General features: G+C 61.4%; 2 protein-coding genes. Both read right to left on the reverse strand.

Translation table 11 applies throughout. From position 1 onward, the window contains the following. Positions 1 to 237: 237 nt before the first annotated feature. Positions 238 to 1,458 carry a flagellar hook-associated protein FlgL gene (flgL, locus tag KFO72_RS41510; RefSeq protein WP_054929250.1) on the reverse strand — a complete coding sequence of 407 codons (1,221 nt, stop codon included), beginning with the start codon at positions 1,456 to 1,458 and terminating at the stop codon, positions 238 to 240. A 14-nt stretch (positions 1,459 to 1,472) separates the two neighbouring features. Beyond that, positions 1,473 to 3,446: a flagellar hook-associated protein FlgK gene (flgK, locus tag KFO72_RS41515; RefSeq protein WP_054929251.1), complete on the reverse strand. Its 1,974-nt coding sequence runs from the start codon at positions 3,444 to 3,446 to the stop codon at positions 1,473 to 1,475. Positions 3,447 to 3,797: the final 351 nt, after the last annotated feature.

Consider the following 3,797-nt stretch of genomic DNA (forward strand, 5'->3'; position numbering starts at 1 on the left):
GCCCCGCACAGGGGCGACGCCTGAAGCGAGATAACGAATCGCGGATGCCAGCGCAAAGACCAAAACACCGAACGGCGACGCCTGAAGCACGCTAACGAATCGCGGATGCCAGCGCAAAACCCGAGAAAACCACATCAGCGTCGCAAGACAAAAAAAAACGCCCAGCCCTATTCAAAGAGCCAGGCGTCTCACACCTACAAAATCAAAAACAAAAACCAAAAATGAACAACGAAAAAATCAGTTTCCAATGTAATCAAACAACGACAACTTCTGAATCATCGAAAAACCCTGCTGCGCTGCCTGCAGCGAAAACTGCGTCATCGTGTACTTGCTGATGACGGACGTCAAATCAGTCTGCGTCAAATCCGCAAGATTGCTCGTCGTCTGCAACGAGTTCGTCTGCGTCACCGTCTGCAGCGCCTCGACCTCCTGCTCCCGGCCGCCCACGGACGTCTGAATCGACGTCACGTTGTTCATCGTGTTATGCAACTGGGTCATCGCCGTGCCCAGCGCGTTCGTCAGGTTCGCCTGGCCGCCCGTGCCCGAAACGGGCGTTTGCAGCGCGGCAATCACGCTGTCGAGATTCGCGAATACGTCCTTGCTCGACTGCGCCGCAGGCGTCACCGAGAACGAATCGCCAGCATTGGGCGCACCCGTAATCGTCACGCTCTGGCCGCCGCCGCCAAGCGAAATCGCCTGGCCAGTCGCAAAGGTCTGCGGCGCGCTCGTCGTCGATGTGGTCGCGTCGGTGATCGTGTACGTCGTCGCAGACGTGAAGTTGATCGTGAACTTGTGCTGGTTCGTCGGATCAGTCGGATTGCTCACCGACACATTGCCGATCGTGCCCGTTCCCGTGTTCGCCGAATTGCCCGCCGTCACCGCCGCGCTGCCCGCCGGCGAGATGCTCAGGAACACCGCCTGGCCCGTATCGCCGATCGCGATGTTGCGCGTGCCCGTCACCTGCACGTTCTGCACGCCGTTGTCACCGTTGTACTGCACAGCGCCGCTCGCGTTGATCGAGAACGGCGGCGTCCCTGCCTGATAACCAGCGTACAGATAGCTGCCCGAGCCGTCGGTGCCGTTCGCAAGACCCATCAGCTGGTTGCGCAAACCCTGCAGCTGCGTCGCGATCGCGCCGCGGTCGCCGTCGTTGAGCGAGCCGTCGCCCGCGCGCACCAGCTGCGTGCTGATCGACGTCAACACGTTGTTGATGCTGGAGAGCGAGCCGTCCTCGGATTGCAGCGCAGCGAGCGCGGTGTTCTGGTTGTCGGCGTACTGCGACAGCGTCGCGCCCTGCATGCTGAGCTGCACGGCCTGCGCTGCGCCGACCGGGTTGTCCGACGGCGTCGCGAGACTCACGCCGCTCGACAGTTGCTGATACAACGACGCCAGTGTGGATTGCTGATCGTCCATCGTCTGGACGTTCATGCCGAAATACTGTGAAGTAGAGATGCGCATAGTCGTTCAACGCCTCAATTGAAAATGCCGAGGATCGTCTGGAACAGCGTCTGGGCCGTCTGGATGACCTTGCTGTTCGCCTGATACAACTGCTGGTATTGCAGCAGGTTCGCCGCTTCCTCGTTGATGTTCACGCCGGAGATCGCCTGCTGCGCGGTCGTGATCTGCGTGACGAGCGATGTCTGCGATTTGCTCGACGCCTGAATCTGGTTCGTCTGGTTGCCGATGTCGTTCACGTAGTTCGCGTATGAGTCGGTCAGCGTGAGCGTACCGTTGCCCATCGACTTCGTCGTCACGAGATTGGAGATCGCCTGCGCGTTGCGCCCATCCTTGCCGCCCGCCGGGTTCGGCGCGATCGTGAAGGTGTCGCCGTTCGCGGGCGTGCCCGTGATCTGCAGCGACACGTTGTTGATGGTGCTGCCCGTGATCGTCATCGACGCGCCCATGGCCGGGTTGTATGGCACATTGGGCGTCGCTGCCGTGATGTTGTACGAGGTGGGCGGCGTGCCGGCGATGGTCACGGTCGAGCCAACCGGGAAGCCGGAGATCGATCCCGTCGTCGAATTGTACGTGAGCGTGGTGGTCGTGCCCGGCAGCGTGTAGCCCGCCGACACCGTGCCTTGTGTCACCGACGAGGTGCCCGTATTGGACGTACCCTTCGACACCAGTACGGGCGACGAAGCCGCGATGGCCGCGCCGTCGCTGGTCGTCAGCCCGAAGCCGTTCAGCGCCCCGCGCGTCGGCTCGACGGTGAACGAATCGCCGGGGTTCATGGTGCCCGTCAGCGAGAACTGCATGCCGCCGATCGGGTTGGTCAGGTTGGCGGCCTGGCCGACGACCTGGCCCGTCTCGCGATCGGTGAGCGTGTAGTTCGAGCCGTCGTACGACAGCGTGTAATTTCCCGATACGGGCTGCGACGGATTGGACAGCGAAGCGCCCAGCGTCGCGCCGCCCGTGTTCTTCAGGTTCGCGAAGATGGTCGGATTGCCGACCGTGAACAGCGCGCCGCCCTTGTTGCCGTTCAGGTCGATACCGAGCGAATTCTGCGCGTTGACCTGCGCGGCGAAGCTCGTCGCGATCGCGCCGAGTTGCGCTTCGGCGGGATCGAGTGTCTGGCTGCGGAACGTCATCAGCCCACCGATCTGCCCTCCCAGCTGGACGCTGTCGGGCAGGATTTGCGGCGTCGTCGTTCCGGCCTGGCTCGCAAGACCTGCGTAGGCAACGGCCGTTTCCGTCGGGTCCGACGGCGATGTGACGGTAGTGAGATTGAAGCTCTTGTCGGAGACGACGAGCGGCTGGCCATTGCCCATGAACACGCTGTAGCCGCTATCGCCTTGCACGACCTGCACGCCGACGAGTTGCGACAGGTTCGAGATGGCGAGGTCGCGCTGGTCGAGCAGCTGGTTGGGCGGCTGGCCTTGCGTGCTCAGCGACTGGATCTGCGAATTGAGCTGCGCGATTTGTGCGCTGTAGGTGTTGATCTGTTTGACCGTATCGCCGATCTGCGTGTTGACGCTGGTGCGCAGCTGGTCGTACTGATCGCCTGCAGCGTTGATCTGGTCCGCCAACGATTGCGCGTTGCTGATGGCGCTTTGACGCATCGCGGGATTCGACGCATCGTTCGCGACGTTCTGCATGCCGGTGAAGTACGACGTGATTGCGCTCGAGATGCCCGAGGTCGGATTGCCGACCATGTTGTTGAGCTGCGCGATCAGGTTGTAGTAGGTGTTAAGCGAACCGGACTGCGACTGGGCGTTGTTCAGTTCGGTCGTCAGGTACTGGCTGTACTGGCGCTGGATGGTCGTGGTCGACACGCCGCTGCCGAGATAGCCCGAGCCCGTGTACTGTCCGCTCGATTCCGAGTAGACGGGACGCTCGACGGAATAGCCAGGCGTCGCCTGATTGGAGATGTTCTGACCTGTAGTCGTCAGACCCCATTGGGCTGCGTTGAGTCCACTAAGGCCGATGCTAAAAAGGTTACTCGACATGCGTCATCCTGAAAGACGGCGTAAGGGGCGGTGTGTGTGCACCGCCAGGTTGACCGGATAATTTGTATATCGGCCTTCCGGCGGGAAGATTGAGGGCGGGAATGTTTTTTTTGCGCGCAGCGCACCAGGGGTTTTTTGCGCGGAGCGCTGGGTGGGGTTTGGTTTTGCTCTGCGATGGTATCCGCGATTTGTTTGCTCGCTTCAGGCGTCGCCGTTCGGTGTTTTCAGGCTTTGCGTTGGCATCCGCGAATTGTTAGCTCGCTTCAAGCGTCGCCGTTCGGTGTTTTCACGCTTTGCGTTGGCATCCGCGAATTGTTAGCTCGCTTCACGCGTCGCCCCTGTGCGGGGCGG

This window comes from Paraburkholderia sp. XV, assembly GCF_020177535.1.
GTDB lineage: Bacteria > Pseudomonadota > Gammaproteobacteria > Burkholderiales > Burkholderiaceae > Paraburkholderia > Paraburkholderia caribensis.